The 18,959-nt window shown below is 47.3% G+C and carries 16 protein-coding genes; 5 read left to right on the top strand and 11 right to left on the bottom strand.

All coding sequences use genetic code 11. The annotated features are described in order from the left end of the window. Positions 1 to 225: 225 nt before the first annotated feature. Positions 226 to 1,554, bottom strand: coding sequence for a Y-family DNA polymerase (locus tag CIK88_RS08680; protein ID WP_254046879.1), 1,329 nt, complete (start codon positions 1,552 to 1,554; stop codon positions 226 to 228). Next, entirely contained in the window at positions 1,499 to 2,131 is a 633-nt protein-coding gene (locus tag CIK88_RS08675; RefSeq protein WP_094435900.1) for a LexA family transcriptional regulator, read from the bottom strand. The genes CIK88_RS08680 and CIK88_RS08675 overlap by 56 nt, the downstream gene beginning before the upstream one ends. A gap of 821 nt (positions 2,132 to 2,952) precedes the next feature. Here CIK88_RS08675 and CIK88_RS08670 point away from each other — a divergent pair. Genes CIK88_RS08670 through CIK88_RS08660 form a run of 3 tightly spaced genes read left to right on the top strand, consistent with a single transcriptional unit; the run spans position 2,953 to position 5,425 of the window. Beyond that, positions 2,953 to 3,744 carry a TrmH family RNA methyltransferase gene (locus CIK88_RS08670; RefSeq protein WP_371591541.1) on the top strand — a complete coding sequence of 264 codons (792 nt, stop codon included), beginning with the start codon at positions 2,953 to 2,955 and terminating at the stop codon, positions 3,742 to 3,744. 12 nt (positions 3,745 to 3,756) lie between these two features. After that, complete coding sequence (locus tag CIK88_RS08665; protein WP_094435898.1) at positions 3,757 to 4,455, top strand: DUF2461 domain-containing protein; 699 nt, start codon at positions 3,757 to 3,759, stop codon at positions 4,453 to 4,455. Beyond that, positions 4,442 to 5,425: an esterase-like activity of phytase family protein gene (locus tag CIK88_RS08660; protein ID WP_254046878.1), complete on the top strand. Its 984-nt coding sequence runs from the start codon at positions 4,442 to 4,444 to the stop codon at positions 5,423 to 5,425. Before CIK88_RS08665 ends, CIK88_RS08660 begins: the two co-directional genes overlap by 14 nt. Before the next feature lie 716 nt (positions 5,426 to 6,141). On the opposite strand, the gene CIK88_RS08655 is transcribed toward CIK88_RS08660, so the two are convergent. The 9 genes from CIK88_RS08655 to CIK88_RS08615 all read right to left on the bottom strand — a co-directional run bounded on the left by CIK88_RS08655 (position 6,142) and on the right by CIK88_RS08615 (position 16,300). Further along, positions 6,142 to 7,122 carry a GNAT family N-acetyltransferase gene (locus CIK88_RS08655; protein WP_094435896.1) on the bottom strand — a complete coding sequence of 327 codons (981 nt, stop codon included), beginning with the start codon at positions 7,120 to 7,122 and terminating at the stop codon, positions 6,142 to 6,144. 525 nt (positions 7,123 to 7,647) lie between these two features. Next, complete coding sequence (gene pyrF, locus CIK88_RS08650; RefSeq protein WP_094435894.1) at positions 7,648 to 8,478, bottom strand: orotidine-5'-phosphate decarboxylase; 831 nt, start codon at positions 8,476 to 8,478, stop codon at positions 7,648 to 7,650. Positions 8,479 to 8,640: 162 nt separating this feature from the next. Next, positions 8,641 to 9,750, bottom strand: a complete 1,110-nt coding sequence (gene prfA, locus CIK88_RS08645) for a peptide chain release factor 1 (protein ID WP_094390924.1) — start codon at positions 9,748 to 9,750, stop codon at positions 8,641 to 8,643. Next, on the bottom strand, positions 9,751 to 10,914 hold the full coding sequence (locus tag CIK88_RS08640; protein ID WP_094390925.1) for an AIR synthase-related protein: 1,164 nt from the start codon (positions 10,912 to 10,914) through the stop codon (positions 9,751 to 9,753). A 27-nt stretch (positions 10,915 to 10,941) separates the two neighbouring features. Next, positions 10,942 to 11,688: a shikimate dehydrogenase gene (locus CIK88_RS08635; protein WP_094390926.1), complete on the bottom strand. Its 747-nt coding sequence runs from the start codon at positions 11,686 to 11,688 to the stop codon at positions 10,942 to 10,944. Between the two features lie 16 nt (positions 11,689 to 11,704). Then, positions 11,705 to 12,436 (bottom strand): bifunctional demethylmenaquinone methyltransferase/2-methoxy-6-polyprenyl-1,4-benzoquinol methylase UbiE, encoded by a 732-nt coding sequence (ubiE, locus tag CIK88_RS08630; RefSeq protein ID WP_094390927.1) that lies wholly within the window; start codon positions 12,434 to 12,436, stop codon positions 11,705 to 11,707. Positions 12,437 to 12,439: 3 nt separating this feature from the next. Further along, positions 12,440 to 13,387 carry a phosphoribosylaminoimidazolesuccinocarboxamide synthase gene (locus CIK88_RS08625; RefSeq protein WP_094435892.1) on the bottom strand — a complete coding sequence of 316 codons (948 nt, stop codon included), beginning with the start codon at positions 13,385 to 13,387 and terminating at the stop codon, positions 12,440 to 12,442. Beyond that, positions 13,365 to 14,333, bottom strand: coding sequence for a PhoH family protein (locus tag CIK88_RS08620; RefSeq protein WP_094435890.1), 969 nt, complete (start codon positions 14,331 to 14,333; stop codon positions 13,365 to 13,367). Before CIK88_RS08620 ends, CIK88_RS08625 begins: the two co-directional genes overlap by 23 nt. Positions 14,334 to 14,980: 647 nt before the next feature. Next, the gene (locus tag CIK88_RS08615) at positions 14,981 to 16,300 is read right to left on the bottom strand and encodes an ATP-binding protein (protein ID WP_094435888.1); all 1,320 of its coding nucleotides are present in this window, start codon (positions 16,298 to 16,300) and stop codon (positions 14,981 to 14,983) included. Between the two features lie 1,191 nt (positions 16,301 to 17,491). On the opposite strand from CIK88_RS08615, the gene CIK88_RS08610 reads away from it, so the two are divergent. Next, positions 17,492 to 18,112: an HAD family phosphatase gene (locus CIK88_RS08610; RefSeq protein WP_094435886.1), complete on the top strand. Its 621-nt coding sequence runs from the start codon at positions 17,492 to 17,494 to the stop codon at positions 18,110 to 18,112. Positions 18,113 to 18,128: 16 nt separating this feature from the next. Continuing rightward, positions 18,129 to 18,950: a 3-methyl-2-oxobutanoate hydroxymethyltransferase gene (panB, locus tag CIK88_RS08605; protein WP_094435884.1), complete on the top strand. Its 822-nt coding sequence runs from the start codon at positions 18,129 to 18,131 to the stop codon at positions 18,948 to 18,950. Positions 18,951 to 18,959: the final 9 nt, after the last annotated feature.

Here is an 18,959-nt window from a genome sequence, read left to right as displayed (position 1 = left end):
TCATAAAAGATTTCCTCCAAAGATTTCTAGCCTTCAGGCTATAAAAACCATCCGTATAAATTCCGTTTAAATTGGCTACGCCTTTGTTTTCTCGCCACGGCATAATTAAAGCGAGCTTTATTCTGCTCATGGCTTAACGAAAACAATCCGATGATCCGTGTCCTCCGTGCCCTCCGTGGATTATTTAGAGTGCCCTCCGTGGATAAAAACAATCCGTGTGACATTTCAGATGCGGATAGTAAGGAGTTGAGTGATGTCAGTGAGATAGTTAGGACTACGGTGATCAGATTTCACCATCCAGGCTTGCCGTTCCGTACCTTCCACTGCCAATCGAATGGTTTTCAATCCATAACGGTGGTTAAGGCGGTCTGTCGTATTCATCAGACTGTTGCGCTCTTGCCGATTATGAATCGTATCAAAAAGGTCGGTCTGCATAGGAGTCGCTGACACAATATCACTGATGACAACACCTGCCTTCTTGTAAAGGATATTGGGATGATAGATGGCTGAAAGCACGCGTAGAGCTGCTTGAGTCAGTTCCATGGTGTCCGATGTGGGGAGTAACAAAGACACCGATGCAGTATTGTTGTATTGCGGAAGATCTTCACGAAACCTGTTGCTATAAAGAAATACACTCACCGTCTTGCCTGCCGATCCGTCTGCACGCAACTTATTGGCGCAACTGGCGGAAAAAGAGGCTACTGCTGCCTTTAAGGAAGCAAGGTCGCTGACCATATCACCAAAGCTACGACTGGTGCAGATGGTCTTTCTGCGCACAACCTCTGACGTATCGATAACAGGAATACCATTGAGTTCAAGCCATGTCTGTACTCCTGGCTTGTGTAAATGTGACTTCACCCATGCCTCACTCTTGTCTGCAAACTCCAATGGCGTACTGATGCCGTGATAGTTGAGGCACTCAAGGGTATGACGCCCTATGCCCCAAACATCAGAAAGGTCGAACATCGACAGGGCCTTACGACGCTGTGCGGTACTCTCAATGAGACATACTCCTTTGTAACCACGATATTGCTTGGCAAACTTACTACCCATCTTGGCCAATGTTTTAGTAGGGGCAATGCCAATGCTGACAGGAATATCTGTCCATAGTTGAATCTTACGTCCTATGTCGCGCATCATACCGACAAGGTCGAAATGACCTCCATAGCCTGTTAGATTACAGAAACTCTCATCGATACTGTAGTTCTCCACCTGATGGATGGAATGGCGTAAGATACTGGTGATACGCTTGCTCATGGCGGCATAGAGATACATATTACCTGAAAACACTTCTACATGATGGGCCTTCACAATGTCTTCCACCTGGAATATCGGGTCACCACGATGAAGACCAATGGCTTTGGCTTCAGGGGTGAGCGCCACAATACAGCCATCGTTGCTCGACAAGACCACCAGGGGCTTGTGGCGCAAACCAGCATGGAATACACGCTCTACCGAACAAAAAAAACTGTTGCAATCTACCAGGGCATACATGGTCTCAATGGGGCTTGTGGATGATATAGGTGACGGTGCCCCAAATACTGAATGAATCATTGGGGGTGATCTCTATCTCTGGATAGTCGGGATTGGCAGGAATCAGCCAACCGGTGTCACCACGGCGTTCAAAACGCTTGAGGGTGTATTCCCCATTCAGTTCACATACTGCAACTTCCGAAGGAGACGGGGTGCGGTTGCTCTTATCCACAATGACAATATCGCCATCCATAATACCGGCATCAATCATCGAACGCCCTTTGACACGAATCAGATAACAGGCCTCTGGATTGGCACACAACATCTTCAGCAGGTCAATGTCCTGACTGCGCTCGTCGTTGTCAAGGGGTAGGGGAAACCCTGCCACAATACGTACATCGAAGAAAGGCACGTGCATCTCTTTGAGACGAGTAGCGGGATATACGTTACCCCACGACAAGGTATTGGCGGATGCCTCGTCTCCCTGTATGCTTCTGATGATGCAACGCTTGATAAACTCTGTTTTATTCTCCTGTGAATCAATGATATGTGCTACGTCGCCTGGTACACGGAAAGTAAATGATTTACTGTCTGTTGGTGGCCGCCCTGCACCTTTCCGGCGCCCTCCCCATTGCTTGTCTTGCTGTTGTTCTGTCATGAGTCTTGGAATTGATACTGCAAAGTTAAGAAATAATTTTGATTTCCGTCATACACTTTTCAAAGTTTAACACTATACTGTATAACCTTAACGCTAACCCCAAAAAATCCACGGAGCACACGGAGGACACGGAGTATTTAGAGTTTATAGGTTAGTGTTTAGTGTTTAGAGATTTTAGTTCAAGATTTTTGTTTAGATTTCGAGCATCTCCGATGCGATCCCCAAAAAATCCCTCCATAAAGCGAGGTACTCGAGCGTATTTTGGTCAAATATTTTTGTTAAAGATTTTTGATATCAGCCTATCTAGGTAAATACTTTTGTCCTTACAGGACGTAGGTGTATATGTTACATCAAGTCCGCAGGGTGTTACCCTGGGCTAAGGAAGCCATTGGGCCTTCAGCCCGTTGTTGCTTGTATATCAAATCTTGCGAAGAATCCAAAAAAACATCCGTTTAAATTCCGATGATTGCTTAGAGTGTGCTCCGTGGATAAAAATTCCGTTTAAATTCCGTTTAAATTCCGATGATCCGATGATTCATTTCTTGCGAAGCAACATCTTAAAGAAGATTTCCCCCAAAGATTTCTTGCCTTCAGGCAACTAAAAAACATCCGTATTAATTCCGTTTAAATTCCGATGATCCGTGTCCTCCGTGTCCTCCGTGGATAAAAAAACGTGTCCTCCGTGGATTATTTAGAGTGCCCTCCGTGGATAAATTTCCGGTGATCCGTGCGATATTTGTCGAAGAAAGTCGTAACTTTGCAAATCAAAACCCATTCAGTGCGATGATGCACCACAAACAGCATCAAAACAAAGAATAAATATGATGAACGAAACAGTAATATCAAGTCTTCAGAACCCACAGATCAAACGACTGGTTCTCCTACAACAGAAATCATCAGAGCGCCGCAAACAAGGCGTCTTCGTCGTTGAGGGACTCCGCGAACTACAACACTGTCAGGAGGCTGGCTATCAGATAGAGTCCGTCTTCCTGTGCCCTGAGTTAGCAAAAGACACCAGACCATCTGCACCACACCTCTTCACCGTGACACCCAAGGTCTATGAGAAAATCGCATACCGAGGATCTACAGAGGGAGTCGTTGCCGTGGTCTTCGACAAACCACTGACGCTGAACGAACTGAAACTGTCTTCATCACCATTACTCGTCATCTTAGAACGCGTAGAGAAGCCTGGCAACCTCGGAGCGGTACTCCGTTCTGCTGATGCTGCACAGGCTGACGCGGTGATCGTCTGCGATCCACTGACAGACCTCCACAACCCTAATCTGATACGCAGCAGTATCGGGGCAATCTTCACCGTACCGACCGTTGCCTGCTCGTCAGAGGAATGTATCCAGTTCTTGAAAGATAGAAACATACAGATTCTGACAGCACAACTGCAGGATTCCCACCTCTATTATGATGTTGATATGCAACAGCCTACTGCTATCGTCATGGGTACTGAAGCCACAGGACTCACCCAACAGTGGCGGGAGGCGGCATCAGCACATATCCGCATCCCTATGTTGGGACGCCTCGACTCCCTTAACGTCAGTGTCTCTGCGGCCATCCTCCTCTTCGAGGCTGTACGACAGCGACAGATTGCAGCACTATAAAAATGACTTTCTATGAATACTACCCTCATATACGACTTTCTCAAGGCTATTGCTGTCAATAACAACAGACAGTGGTTTCAAGAACATAAAAATGAATATCAGACTGCACGACAGGAGTTTGAAACGGAGGCTACACAACTGATACGACAGATTGCTTCCTTCGATCCTACCGTGGCACACCTCTCTGTGAAAGACTGCGTCTATCGTTTCAATCGCGATACGCGCTTCTCACCTGATAAGTCTCCCTATAAGCGCCATTTCTGCGTGTATATCTCTGCCCATGGCAAGAAATCTCTCCATGGCGGCTATTATGTGCATATAGAACCGGGACAGTGTATATTGGCAGTAGGCACCTATTGGCTACCTACCAATATCCTGACGGCATGTCGCAATGAAATCATGGCCAATGAAGAGGAGTGGCTGCGCTGTGTGGAGAATCCCGACTTCCTACATCTCTTTGGTTCTCCTGATTCTGCCACTTGGGAGGATGCGCAAGGGTTTGGTATGACGCATCTGAAAACATGTCCTGTGGGATTTCCACGCGACTATGCCTACCTGCGCTACCTGCGTCAGAAAGACTATTGTTGCTGGCGACGTGTTGACGATGATTTCTTTGCTCAACCCGACTGGATGCAACGCGCCATCGAAATCTTCAAAGTGGCGAAACCCATGATGGATTTCATCAATAGTGTGGTCGATGACTATGAATAAGCGGTTGCTGGTCATCGCTGTGCTCCTGATGGTCGTCATACATCAGGTAACAGCACAGATATTGCCTGATACAACAATCCTGGTTGAAGGCTTACCGCAACATCATTTCCCTTCATCTGGACCACCGGGTAACTATAGTGGGATAACACCATTGGGCAACAACCGATATGCTGTGGTTGACGATAAGGCTGCTACCAGTGGCTTCCATGTCTTTACTATGATGGTTGACTCTGTTTCTGGTGAACTCACGGATGTCCGTCATGAGGGCTTCCGTTCTTCTGCCATTCCCAACCGTGATGAAGAGGGCATTGCGTTGTTCACTCCCGATAGCACCCTGTTTATCAGTGGTGAACGCGATAATGCGGTTCTGGAATATTCCCTTGCAGGACAGTTGACTGGACGTCGCCTCGATATCCCCACCGTAATCCGTCAGGCACATGCCAACCAAGGTCTGGAGGCGCTGACCTATCACCCTGCCTCTCACCATTTCTGGACGGTTACAGAAGCTCCACTCGCTGGTGAGACCTCACAACGCCTGTTGCAGTTTTCTGACAGTCTTACCTGTTCTGGGCAATGGCGCTATGTGATGGATGCCCCACAAACCAATAAACGCAGAGGTACCGATGTCTATGGTGTGTCTGCACTGACAGCGCTTCCCGATGGTCGCTTATTGGTATTGGAACGTGAGTTCTTTGTGGCCCAACACTATATCGGCTCTTTTGTGACCTGTCGCCTGTTTCTGATTGATCCCCTTCATACAGCGGAAGACGCGGTGCTCCCCAAACAGTTACTCTACTCTTGGACCACGCGGTTGAATCTCACCACCCAGCATATTGCGAACTACGAGGGTATGTGTCTTGGGCCACGCCTCCCTGACGGTCGCCAGGTCCTTATCCTGGTCGCCGATTCCCAGAATCAGTATAAAGGGGTATTGAAAGATTGGTTCAAAACCTTACTGTTGTCTGACTGACTTTATCCACGGAACACACTCTAATAATCCACGGAACACACGGAAGACACGGAGTGTTTAGTGTTTAGAGGTTATAGGTTATGGGTTATAGGTTAGTGATTAGTGTTTAGTGGTTAGCGTTAAGGTTATAGTTTAAAGTTTAGAGATGTTAGTTAAAGATTTTCTTTAAGATTATAGTTAGGATTTCGAGCCTGTAAGGCGATCCATAATAAATCCCTCCAGCAGAGCAACGTACTGTTGCGCATTTTCAGTTAGGATTCTTCTAAAGATTTTGATACACAAGCAAAAACGGGCTGAAAGCCCAATGGTTTCCCTAGCCCAGGGCAACACCCTGAGGAAGAGCGCATTTTGTTTAGGATTTTAGTTTAAAGATTTTTGCTATCACCCTACCCAGGTTTTACTTTTGTCCTTACAGGACGTAGGTGTATATGTTACATCAAGTCCACAGGGTGTTACCCTGGGCTAAGGAAGCCATTGGGCCTTCAGCCCGTCGTTGCTTGTGTATCCAAAATCATATTCTTAAAGATTATGTTTACGGAGGCTGAGTGAATAAATCAATTCTGGCCTCCGGCCATTCTTTAAAGAAGATTTCCTCAAAGATTTACCTGTGGTTTGTTTTGTCGTGACTCAGCATAGTGAAAGCGCGCTCTCACTCTGTCTTCGCTACTCCAAAACATCTTGCGTCAGCAACTAAAAAAAATCCGTATAAATTCCGTTTAAATTCCGATGATCCGCCAAAGCCACGTAAAGAAATGATTCACCCATTTGATGGGAGTCAGAAACCACCGGTAGGTGCTACATTCCTTGCCACCGAACCGAAGGATGAAGTCACGATAGGGATTCCTACGAAACGGCATACCTACGTTGAGGAAACGCACATGGTCATAACCCGCCTCGTGGGCATCCGTCATCGCCTTCCATAACGTCACAGCGAGAGGATGCAGTGGCGCCATCGATTTCCGACGCGCAGCAGAATACCAGAGATACACATCGTTTTCAGAATAGATACATACCGCAGCACCGATCACATGTCCATGAAACAAGGTGATGAAGATCTGACAGTGACCGTCATCCATCAGCGAACGGAAGAAGGATGCTGGTGGTTGGTAGTGGTAGGGCTTCAACCAGTTGTACTGACTGAGGAGTTTGAAGAAGGCATTGAATTCCTCGTCATTCTCCACCTTCTTGGTCACCGCACCTCGCGCGATACCGTTCTCTATACGGTGTAGCAGGCGTTCTGAGATACGGTCCTGTGGTGGGGCAGAGTGGAGGGAGTTATGCACAGACATCCATTTCACAGGGAAGAAATCCATGCGCCGCAAGGCACCATAGCCAAACATCTTCTGCTCGAAACCTAACAGTTCAAAATACAACACCTGGTGTTGCAGCTTGTTCTTGAGTGCACTGACCATCATGTCAAACACCTCCTCCCGGTTGTTGACACCGCGTTCATATTCCCCTTCTCCTATGACCCATGCGTGTTGCATGAGGAACGGTGGTATCCAGAGTCTGTGTTGGCGCACCACCGCAAGTAGGTGGGCGACAACCTGTTCGTCATCGTCGCTCACCACGACCATATAGGGTTTCTGGCGTTGTGCGTCTTCGTAGATCTGCATCAATTGCCTGCTATGGAAATACTTCCTGCAGGGGAAATCGGGCAACTCTACCACATGCTCATAGATTCTCGTTCTCATCATCTCTTCCTTTTATATCACACAGCTCCCACCGATCTTTTTTAATCCACGGAACACACGGAGAACACGGAAAAAGATTATAGTTAAAGATTATCTTTAAGATTATAGTTAGGATGTCGAGCCTGTAAGGCGATCCATTATAAAATTCTCCCCAAAAGCAACGTACTGTTGCGCATTTTAGTAAAGATTTTAGTTAAAGATTTTTGCTATCACCCTACCCAGGTTTTACTTTTGTCCTTACAGGACGTAGGTGTATATGTTACATCAAGTCCACAGGGTGTTACCCTGGGCTAAGGAAGCCATTGGGCCTTCAGCCCGTTGTTGCTTGTATATCAAATCTTGCGAAGAATCCAAAAAAACATCCGTTTAAATTCCGATGATCCGATGATTCATTTCTTGCGAAGCAACATCTTAAAGAAGATTTCCCCCAAAGATTTCTAGCCGTAGGCTACCCAAAATATCCGTGTCCTCCGTGTCCTCCGTGGATTATTCAGAGTGTCCTCCGTGGATTATTCAGAGTGTGGGATTTCAGATGACTCCGGCAGATTGCAGCTGTACAGCCATTTGCTCTTGGAGCTCCTTGGCCTTTTGGCCAGCAACCTCAGCGAAGTCGCTACCCGTTGAGGCATAGATGATGCCACGTGACGAGTTCACCAATAAGCCACAGTCGCTGGTCATACCATAGCGACAAACCTCCTCCAGACTACCGCCCTGAGCACCAACACCGGGAACCAACAGGAAATGCTCCGGAGCCAGTTTTCTGATGTCTTCAAACATACGACCCTGGGTGGCACCCACCACATACATCATATTATCCTTCGTGCCCCACTGCTGGCTCTTCTTCAATACTTTCTCAAACAAACGCTCACCCTGTTCGTCGGTCGTCATTTGGAAATCGAGAGAACCCTTGTTGGAGGTCAGCGCCAACAGGATAACCCAGTGACCCTCATAACCGAGGAAGGGAGTCACACTGTCTTCACCCATGTAGGGAGCCACCGTCAGCGAGTCGATGTCATACTCCTCAAAGAAGGTACGCGCATACATCGCAGAGGTATTGCCGATATCACCACGCTTCGCATCAGCGATGATGAAATGATGGGGGTAGTTCTCCTTGAGGTATTTCACGGTCTTCTCAAACGATATCAAACCCTTCACACCAAAAGCCTCGTAGAAGGCCAGGTTGGGCTTGTATGACACACAGTAGGGGGCTGTGGCATCGATGATGGCTTTGTTGAACGAGAAGATAGGATCTTCCTCATTAAGAATATGTTGTGGCACTTTCTTCAAGTCTGTGTCGAGACCTACACAGAGGAAAGACTTCTTCGTCTTGATCTGTTCGATGAGTTGCTGTCTGTTCATAATCTATTTTTTTGTTTCTGTTTTGGGAGGTTCTTTTTGCTGGTCTGTCGTACGTTTCATAGAGGTTATGAGGTTCACGAATTCCTCGGCGGCAACAGTCTTTTTGTTGTCATCCTTCTCGTCGTTTCGTCTGGTATAAAACTGTCCCATGTTATTATTGATTTAGAGTTCGTTCTCCTTCATGCGCTCGGCATTCTCTGCTACGGTGAGGGCATCGATCATCGCCTGGATGTCTCCGCCGAGGAATCCCTGCAGGTCGTGTGTCGTATAACCGATACGGTGGTCGGTGACACGACCCTGTGGGAAGTTATACGTACGGATCTTGGCAGAACGGTCTCCGGTAGAGACAAGCGATTTTCTACGTGATGAGATGTCATCCACATATTTCTGATGCTCCTTGTCGTAGATGAAGGTATAGAGGCGCGACAACGCACGCTCTTTGTTCTTAGGCTGGTCACGGGTCTCCGTACACTCGATGAGGATCTCTTCGGTCTCACCGGTATTCGGATTCTTCCACATATAACGCAGACGCACACCCGATTCTACCTTGTTCACATTCTGTCCTCCTGCACCGGAACTGCGGAAGGTGTCCCATTTGATCTCTCCTTCGTTGATATGTACTTCAAACTTATCGGCTTCGGGGAGTACAGCAACAGTGGCGGCACTGGTATGCATACGACCCTGGGTCTCGGTAGCTGGTACACGTTGCACGCGGTGTACACCCGATTCGTATTTCAGCGTACCATAGACATCAGCACCGCTCACGGCAAAGTCTATTTCCTTAAAACCGCCTACTGCACCTTCCGATACCGAGGTGATGGAGAGGTTCCATCCCTTCGAGTCGCAATAGCTCTTGTACATCTTAAAGAGGTCACCGGCAAAGAGGGCTGCCTCATCACCTCCTGTTCCTGCGCGGATCTCCATCTGCACATTCTTGGCATCTTCCGGATCTTTCGGGATGAGGGCGATCTTGATCTCTTCTTCCAACTGGGGTTGGAGGCGCTCGTTCTCCGAGAGTTCCTCACGTGCCATTTCCTTCATCTCTGCATCGTCCTCATTGGCAAGGATATCCTTGGCTTCCTTGATACTGTTCAGACAGGCGATATAACGCTTGCGGGCATCCATGATATCTCCCAAGTCTTTGTATTCCTTGGTGAGCTTGACAAAACGGTTCTGGTCGGCAATGACAGATGGGTCGGTGATGAGTGTTGACACTTCCTCAAAACGTGCCTCTAGTCCGTCGAGTTTCTGTAGTATGCTGTTACTTTCCATTTAGTAGTTGAATGTTCCGAATTCTGATTGTATAGTAAGACTCTTCTGACCTTCTTCGATATGGCCCACGACCTGTGCGTCGATGTTAAACGACTTACTGATGGCGATGACGCGTTCTGCCACTTCTGGACGTACGTAGATCTCCATACGGTGTCCCATATTGAATACCTGGTACATCTCACGCCAGTCGGTGCCTGAACATTCGTGGATGGCATGGAACAATGGGGGGACGGGGAACATATTGTCTTTCACTACACGACAGTTGTCGCTCACGAAATGCAATACCTTGGTCTGGGCTCCACCGGTGCAGTGTACCATGCCGTGTATCTCTGGGCGCAACTCATCAAGGAGCTTCTTGATGACAGGAGCATAGGTGCGGGTGGGGGAGAGCACGAGCTGTCCGGCATCCACTGGGGATCCCTCTACAGCGTCGGTCAGTTGGTATTTACCGCTATAGACGAGTTCGTCGGGGACGGCATGGTCGAAACTCTCTGGGTATTTCTCTGCCAGGTATTTGGCAAACATATCATGGCGTGCTGACGTCAGTCCGTTACTGCCCATACCGCCGTTGTAACGCTTCTCGTAGGTGGCTTGGCCTGTTGACGACAGTCCTACGATGACATCACCGGGACGGATATTGGCATTGTCGATGACATCGCTGCGCTTCATGCGGCAGGTGACGGTAGAGTCCACGATGATGGTGCGCACCAGATCGCCTACATCGGCTGTCTCACCACCTGTGGGATAGATGCCGATTCCCATCTCACGCAACTCTCCCAAGAGTTCGTCGGTGCCGTTGATGATGGCGGAGATGACCTCACCGGGAACGAGTTTCTTGTTGCGTCCGATGGTCGAACTCACCAGGATGTTGTCAACGGCTCCTACGCAGAGCAGATCGTCGGTATTCATCACGATGGCATCCTGTGCGATACCCTTCCAAACACTGAGGTCACCAGTCTCCTTCCAATAGAGGTAGGCGAGTGATGACTTCGTTCCTGCACCGTCTGCGTGCATGATATTACAGTATTCGGGATCCCCTCCTAATATATCGGGGATGATTTTACAGAAAGCCTGTGGGAAGACTCCTTTGTCGATGTTCTTAATGGCGTTGTGAACATCTTCTTTGGCGGCACTGACACCGCGCATCATATATCTGTTGTCCATAATCTAATATTTAAATAGGTGGTTGTCTTATTTCTCGTGCCAGAACTCCCAACTGGCAAAAGCTTGCAGCAGGAGCATCTCCAGGCCGTTCTTCACATTGGCTCCGCGCGCTGCTCCTTTCTTCATGAAGAGGGTCTCGTCGGGGTTGTAGATGAGGTCATAGAGGATGGTGTGGCTGTCCATCGCGTCATAGGGCAGCATTGGACAGGCCTCGGTCTTGGGATACATGCCCACAGGGGTGCAGTTGACGATCACATTATATTCCTTGATGACATCAGGGGTGATGCGTTCATACTGTATCGTGTCGGGGCGCTCGTATCTGCTGACAAACACGGTCTCAAGTCCAAGGTTATGCAACCCGTAGTTGACGGCCTTCGACGCTCCTCCTGTACCGAGGATAAGGGCTTTCTTATGCCATTTCTTGTCGAGCATGGGTTCTATACTCTTCGTGAATCCTATCACGTCTGAGTTATAACCCTTCAGCGTAATCTCTTTTCCCGTGTGTGTCACCCGTATCACGTTGACGGCTCCGATGGCGCGTGCCTCTGGAGAGATGGTGTCCAGGAAGGGGATGACCTTCTCTTTATAGGGAATGGTCACATTGAGTCCTTTGAGGTTCGGGTTGGAGTCGAGTACTTCGGGAAGTGAGTCGATGGTCGGAATTTCAAAGTTCTCATAAACTGCATCGATGCTTTCATCAGCAAATTTCTGATTGAAATAGCTGATGGAGAAGGAGTGGCCAAGGGGATAGCCGATGAGTCCGTATTTATCCATTTGTCTATGTATTGTTCTATTTCGTTGCTTGATACATGGTGCAGATGCCGAAGGTCAGTCGTCGGAAGGAGGCTTCGGCAAATCCTGCTTTCTTTAGTATTCCTACCATCTGTTCTCCCTGTGGGAATGCCTCGATTGTACGGGTGAGGTACGAATAAGCGGAACTGTCTTTAGAGATGAGTCTGCCATAGAGGGGGAGCACGGTATGGGAGTAGAGGTGGAAGAGTTGGCGCATGGGGAATGCCACGGGGGTGGTGAGTTCCACGATACTCAGATGGCCTCCGGGTTTCAATACCCTGCAGATCTCTCGGAGTCCTTGGTCGAGGTCTGCGAAGTTACGGATGCCGAAGGCTGCCGTCACGGCATCGAAGGTATCGCTGTCGTAGGAGAGGTGCAGACAGTCTTCTTTGTGAAACGAGATGATGTCCTGCAGTCCTTCCTGCTCCACTTTCTGACGCCCGATCTCCATCATGCCCTCGCTGATGTCTGCCCCTATGAGTGTGGTGGGCTTCAACAGCTTGGCGGCTAAGATGGCGAAATCGCCTGTTCCTGTGGCAATATCGAGGATGGCCTGTGGCTGATAGGGTGCCAGTTGACCGATGGCTTTCTTACGCCATCCCCGGTCTATGTCCCACGAGAGACGATGGTTTAGGGTATCGTAGGTGGGAGCGATGTTGTCAAACATCTGCTCCACCTGCGTTGTCTTCTCGCCCTCGTGATAGGGCTTGATCGTCTCTTGCTGATACATCCTTTATCTTGTCTTCAGATAGTTGGCAACATTCTTCTCGATGCGTGCGGCGATATCGTCGTTGTCGCTGGCCTTGACAAATTTCTCTCCGGTGATATGCTCATAGAGTTCGATATAGCGCTCGCTGACGCTCTCTGCATAGGCATCGGTGATCTCTGGCATGGTCTGGCCGGGCTCGTTCATGAAGTTATGTTCGATGAGCCACTGGCGTACAAACTCCTTCGACAACTGCTTCTGGGGCTCTCCCTTCTCAAATTTCTCTTCGTAGCCGTCAGCATAGAAGTAACGTGAGGAGTCGGGGGTGTGGATCTCGTCGATGAGATATACCTTTCCATCGCGCTTTCCAAATTCGTATTTGGTATCTACGAGGATGAGGCCCTGCTTGGCGGCAATCTCCTGTCCGCGTGCAAAGAGGCGACGGGTGTAGTCTTCCATCACAGCATAGTCTTCTGCTGATACGATACCCTGTGCGATGATCTCCTCGCGTGAGATATTCAGGTCGTGACCCTCATCAGCCTTTGTTGTCGGGGTGATGATAGGCTCTGGGAAACGCTGGTTCTCCTTCATGCCTTCGGGCAGTTTCACACCGCAGATCTCTCTGCATCCGTTCTTGTAGTCTCTCCATGCCGAACCGGTGAGAATGCCTCTGATGATCATCTCCACGCGAAAACCTTCACATTTCAGACCGACAGTCACCATGGGGTCTGGTGTGGCGAGTTTCCAGTTGGGGCAGATGTCGCTGGTGGCATCGAGGAATCTCGCTGCAATCTGGTTGAGCACCTGTCCCTTGAAGGGAATACCTTTGGGCAGGATTACGTCAAAGGCCGAGATACGGTCTGTGGCAACCATGACCATCAGGTCGTCGTTGATGTTGTAAACGTCGCGTACCTTTCCGTGGTACACACTCTGTTGTCCTTCAAAGTTGAAGTCAGTCCTTGTTAATGCTTTCATCTTTATTTGGTTTTTTATCAAACTTCTCGTAGGCGTTGACGATACGTGTCACGAGTTTATGGCGCACGATATCTTTTCTGTTGAGTTCCACCACACCTATTCCTTCGATGCCTCGCAGGATGGAGAGCGCCTCTTTCAGTCCGCTCTTCTGTTCGTGTGGCAGGTCTATCTGTGTCATATCACCCGTGATGATCATCTTGGTGTTCCATCCCATGCGTGTCAGAAACATACGTATCTGCTGGGGGGTGGTGTTCTGTGCTTCATCCAGTATGACGACCGCATCAGACAGGGTGCGTCCGCGCATAAACGCCAATGGCGCGATCTGTATGATGTGCTTCTCCATCATATCCTGCAGTTTCACCTGTGGCAACATATCCTCCAGGGCGTCATAGAGTGGTTGCAGGTATGGGTCTATCTTATCTTTCATATCACCGGGAAGGAATCCCAGTTTCTCGCCGGCTTCTACGGCAGGTCGTGACAGAATGATTTTCTTCGCCGTCTTCTCTTTCAGTGCTTTCACCGCCAGGGCGATAGAGAGGTATGTCTTTCCCGTTCCTGCCGGTCCCACGGCAAACACCATATCGTTATCGTTATAGGCATCTATCAATGCCTGTTGGTTCTCCGACCGTGCCTTGATAGGTCTTCCTGCCATAGAATAGCAGACGACACCTTCCGGTACTTCGTCCTTGGTACGGTGTCCTTTCACGATATCGAGGATATCCTCTGCTTGCAGCGCATTGAATTTCAGCACGTGTTGTCTTATTTTCTCGGCACTCTCTTCAAATGCCGCCATTTGTTCCTCATCGCCAAGCATTCTGATCACATTGTCTCGTGCCACAATGCGAAGTTTAGGAAACAGCGCCCTCATCATCTGCAGATGTGCGTTCCCTGCTCCATAGAACACCACAGGATCAATATCCTCTAATACTATATGTTTCTCTATCAAAATCTTCCTTTTTTCAATTTCGTTGCAAAGGTACGAATAAGTGAGCGGAATACAAAAAGAAAACTCGGTTTTCTTTTTTATTCCCGAACGAGAGTACCTTCGCCTTCAGGTCAAAGGTACGATTAAGCGAGCGAAATACAAAATAAACCCGCGTTTATTTTTATATCCGAGCGAAAGTACCTTCGATCGCAGGTCAAAGGTAGTGCAAATCGAGTGAAATACAAAATAAACCCCGGTTTTCTTTTTTATTGTGCTCCAGTAAATAATCCACGGAACACACGGAAGACACGGAAAAAAATTCTAGTTAAAGATTTTTGTTAAGATTCTAGTTAGGATTTCGAGCATCTCCGATGCGATCCCCAATAAATCCCTTCCCAGAAGCGAGGTACTCGAGCGCATTTTGTTTAGGATTTTAGTTAAAGATTATAGTTTCTTGGTAATTGAATTATTTCTTGCGAAGCAACATCTTAAAGAAGATTTCCCCCAAAGATTTCTTGCGCTCGCGCAACCAAAAAAATATCCGTTTAACATCCGTCTAAATTGGCTACGCCTTTGTTTTCTCGCCACGGCATAATTAAAGCGAGCTTTATTCTGCTCATGGCTTAACGAAAACAATCCGATGATCCGATGATCCGATGATCCGTGGATTACATATCCTCCATCGACAAACCTTGGTATTCAATATTGAATTTCTTGAATTTACCTGTAGTCTGAAAGAAATGCTCAGCTTTATCTTTTAAGATACCGAGGTTGATATCCTGGGCTTGGCGTTTTACCTCATAAAAAATAACTTTCTTTTCCAGTTCATCGGCAGCGATAATATCAATTTCGTTCTCGCCTTTTCTGTCCCACCAGGAAGCAATCTGAGTATATTCTTCACTTTCTATCATCTTTGCCGCAAAATATCTTTCCAGAACCTTACCGGTGTATGTGGTGTAGTTCTTGTCAATAACCATCTTTAGTTTTTTATTGGCGCCAACCTCTATCATATATCCATATTTATAGATGTAGCAAAACCAAACGCGAAGGAAGTTGTCTTCTATCTGATAACGTATGTTTCGATTGGTCTTTTGAAACATCGGGGTATAACGGGATATCAAGCAATAGTCATTCTCCAGTTTGGTGAGATAGCCCGCAAGTTCTGTTTTCATGATACTTTCAATTTCACTACGAGTCGTGTGACCAGAAGCGATAAGTTGTAATATCTCGAAATAACGGGCATAGTCTTTGCCAAATTCTTCTATCAGCATATTTTTCCCTTCGTATATGAAATAAGAGTTTTTGGCAACAAACCTCTCTGTCATCTCTTCCTTGGTCGTGGCTCCTGTATCCATCATCATTTCAACATATTCTGCCACACCGCCAGTGTAACTGTATAGTGCCAGTAAATCTTCGTTGGTGTAGAATGGATTATATGTAGAGATGATTTCCTTGATAACAGAAGGGGGAAATGGAGTGACTTTTATTTCTCCAGTCTGCCTGCCGTAGAGAGGTTGTTTGTTGTTTTTAAAGATGATGTTCATCAACGAATAAACAGAACCGCAGACCACGAGATTGATATGAGCTTCCTGTTTGTTGAGATCCCAAATCTTTTGCATGTCTGAAAAGATTGAGGGATTAACCCGCTTGAAATCTTGAAACTCATCAATGACGAGTGTGATAGGACGAGTCTTGGACAGTTGCAGCAGATATTTAAAAATGTCTGCAAAACGTGTAACCTCGCCGAGAATAGGAAGCTGTAGCTTGCTTGTCATCTCTTCGATAAAATCTCTGCAGAGCTCTGCTTCTGATTTTCTTGCAACAAAAAAATACAGCATATCCTGCACATCCTCGTATGCTTTTATCAACAAGGACGTCTTTCCGCTACGTCTGCGTCCAGTCACGATAGTGAAACGAGCCGTTTGCAAAGACAGGTTTCTTGTCTCTTGCAACTCTTTTATTTCGTTATGTCTTCCAAAAAATTTCATAATACTACATATTTAGAATTTCTTTTTCGATGAAAATTTTTCCGAAACCGCCATTTCTGAAACAGCGGTTTCGAATGCAAAGATAATAAAATTACTTGAATATCAACCTGTTTGTTCGTCGTTTTAAGTTTTTTTATTTATTCCCTTCATGTGTACACCGGTAAAAAATCCACGGAACACACTCTAATAATCCACGGATCACACGGAGAACACGGAAAGAGATTCTAGTTAAAGATTGTCTTATAGATTTTATTTAAGATTTCGAGCCGTAGGCGATCCATAATAAAACGCCTCTATAGAGCAACGTACTGTTGCGCATTTTGGTCAAAGATTATAGTTAAAGATTATGTTGTAGCTGCCTACCTGAGTGATAGATTATTTCTGGTCATAGGCCATATTTTTATTAAAGATTTCCTCCAAAGATTTCTAGCCGTAGGCTACAAAAAACACGGAATACATAGAAGACGGATGTTAGTTAATTTTTGCTATCTCCCTACTAGGTAATTACTTTTGTCCTTACAGGACGTAGGCGTATATATTGCATCAAGTCCTCAGGGTGTTACCCTGGGCTAAGGAAACCATTGGGCTTTCAGCCCGTTGTTGCTTGTGTATCAAAAATCATATGTCTTCGCTACTCCAAAACATCTTGCGAAGCAACTTCCAAAATAATTCCGTGGATAATTTCCGACGATCCGTGTCCTCCGTGTGCTCCGTGGATCATTCAGAGTGTCCTCCGTGGAAAATAGATCTTAGTGCCCTTTGCACCTTGGCGAAGATAAGTTTAGTCTCCACAAGACTGCTGGGTATATCAATGAAGGCGTGGAAAACAAATAGCTTACCAACGACTTCGATGGAATAGACAGCATGAGTATAACTCAAAACTTATCTTTCGCGAGACATTAACCATCCGTGCCCTCCGTGTGTTCCGTGGATCCATAACATTTCTGGCCCCGGCCATTCTTTATTAAAGATTTCCCCCAAAGATTTCTTGCCTTTAGGCAATTAAAAAAAATCCGTGCCCTCCGTGCCCTCCGTGGATTATTCAGAGTGCCCTCCGTGGATCATTCAGAGTGCCCTCCGTGGATCATTCAGAGTGCTCTCCGTGAGAGATAATAATTTAAAGTGAGAGATTTTCTTGGTTGTTGCTTATAAAATATGTACCTTTGCAGCCGATTTTAAGATAACAACAACATGAAAGCAGCATTATTCGACTTGGATGGAGTCGTCTTCGATACAGAACCCCAATACACAATCTTCTGGGGACAACAGTGCAGAGAGTTCCATCCAGAACACCCCGGACTGGAACACGAAATAAAAGGCCAGACACTCGACCAAATCTATGACGCATGGTTCGATGGACCCCTGAAAGACAAACGAACCCTCATCACAGAACGCCTGAATAAATATGAAGAGGAGATGGACTATCTCTATGTGAAAGGCTTCGAACAAACCATCAAACTACTGCGTAGCCATGGCGTGAAGACTGCTGTCGTCACCAGTTCCAACCAAGCCAAGATGGAGAATGTCTATCACCGACATCCTGAGTTCAAAACCTATTTCGATGCCATCCTTACTTCCGAGGACTTCGAATACTCTAAACCGCATCCCGACTGCTACCTGAAGGCAGCAGCACGCTTTGGGGTTAACCCCACCGACTGCGTGGTCTTCGAAGATAGCTTCAATGGACTGCGCTCCGGACGTGCCGCAGGCATGACCGTCGTGGCACTGGCTACAACCAACGCACCGGAACAGATTGCACCACTCAGCGATGAGGTTATCAAAGACTTTAGCGAATATATTCCAAAACTCTAATAATTAATAAGATATAATGGCAGGATATTTGGTTAGTGACACCCGAAAAGTCACATCATGTCGATTAAAGGAAATGAAACAAAAAGGTGAGAAGATTGCCATGCTCACCTCTTACGATTTTACGATGGCAGGTATTGTCGATGGTGCTGGCGTTGATGCCATCCTCGTTGGCGATTCCGCTTCTAATGTCATGGCTGGCAATGCCACTACACTCCCCATCACCGTCGATGAGATGATTGTCTATGCTCGTTCGGTGGTAAGAGCTGTCAAACGTGCCTTTGTGGTCTGCGATATGCCCTTCGGTAGCTATCAGGTGACTGCCGATGATGGTGTACGCAATGCAGTACGCATCATGAAAGAGACAGGTTGCGATGGCGTGAAGATAGAGGGTGGGGCAGAGATTGCCGATATGATACGCCGCATCGTCGGTGCGGGCATCCCCGTAGTGGGACACCTCGGTCTCACTCCACAGTCTGTGAATGTCTTCGGCGGCTATGGACTGCGTGCGAAAGAGGAGGCTGAGGCTGCCAAACTCCTGGCTGATGCCCATGCCCTTGAAGAGGCTGGCTGCTGCGCTGTCACCCTGGAGAAGGTTCCTGCTGCACTTGCCACACAGGTGTCTCGTGAACTCACCGTTCCTACCATCGGTATCGGTGCAGGTAATGGCTGCGACGGACAGGTCCTCGTGGTACACGATATGTTGGGCATGAACAAGGGCTTCAAACCGAAGTTCCTCCGCCATTACGCCCAACTCCATGATACCATCACCGATGCTGTAGGACAGTATGTGGGTGATGTGAAAACAGGCGATTTCCCCAACGATAACGAGTCTTACTAATCGCAATAT

The organism is Prevotella sp. P5-50, from assembly GCF_002251295.1.
Lineage (GTDB): Bacteria > Bacteroidota > Bacteroidia > Bacteroidales > Bacteroidaceae > Prevotella.
This window is presented reverse-complemented; position numbering and strand designations above follow the sequence as displayed.